Here is a 301-nt window from a genome sequence, read left to right on the forward strand (position 1 = left end):
GTCCATGGGGCGCAAGATATCCGTGGACTCGGCAAGCATGATGAACAAGGGGCTGGAGCTGATCGAGGCCTGCTGGCTGTTCGATGCGCGGCCCGATCAGGTAGAGGTGGTGATTCACCCGCAAAGCGTGATTCATTCCCTGGTGGATTACGTGGATGGCTCGGTATTGGCGCAGTTGGGCAACCCCGATATGCGCACGCCAATCGCCAATGCCCTGGCTTGGCCGGAGCGGATCGATTCTGGTGTGGCGCCATTGGACCAGTTCGGGTGCGCGCACGCCTGGTCGGGCGACACATGCACC

At 61.8% G+C, this 301-nt stretch carries 1 pseudogene; it reads left to right on the forward strand.

Annotation, left to right across the window (positions count from 1 at the left end):
* Positions 1-301 (forward strand): annotated as a pseudogene (locus AC0L3B_RS39145) (hypothetical protein); the annotation flags it as partial.

The organism is Bradyrhizobium sp. Kon56 (genome assembly GCF_055807635.1).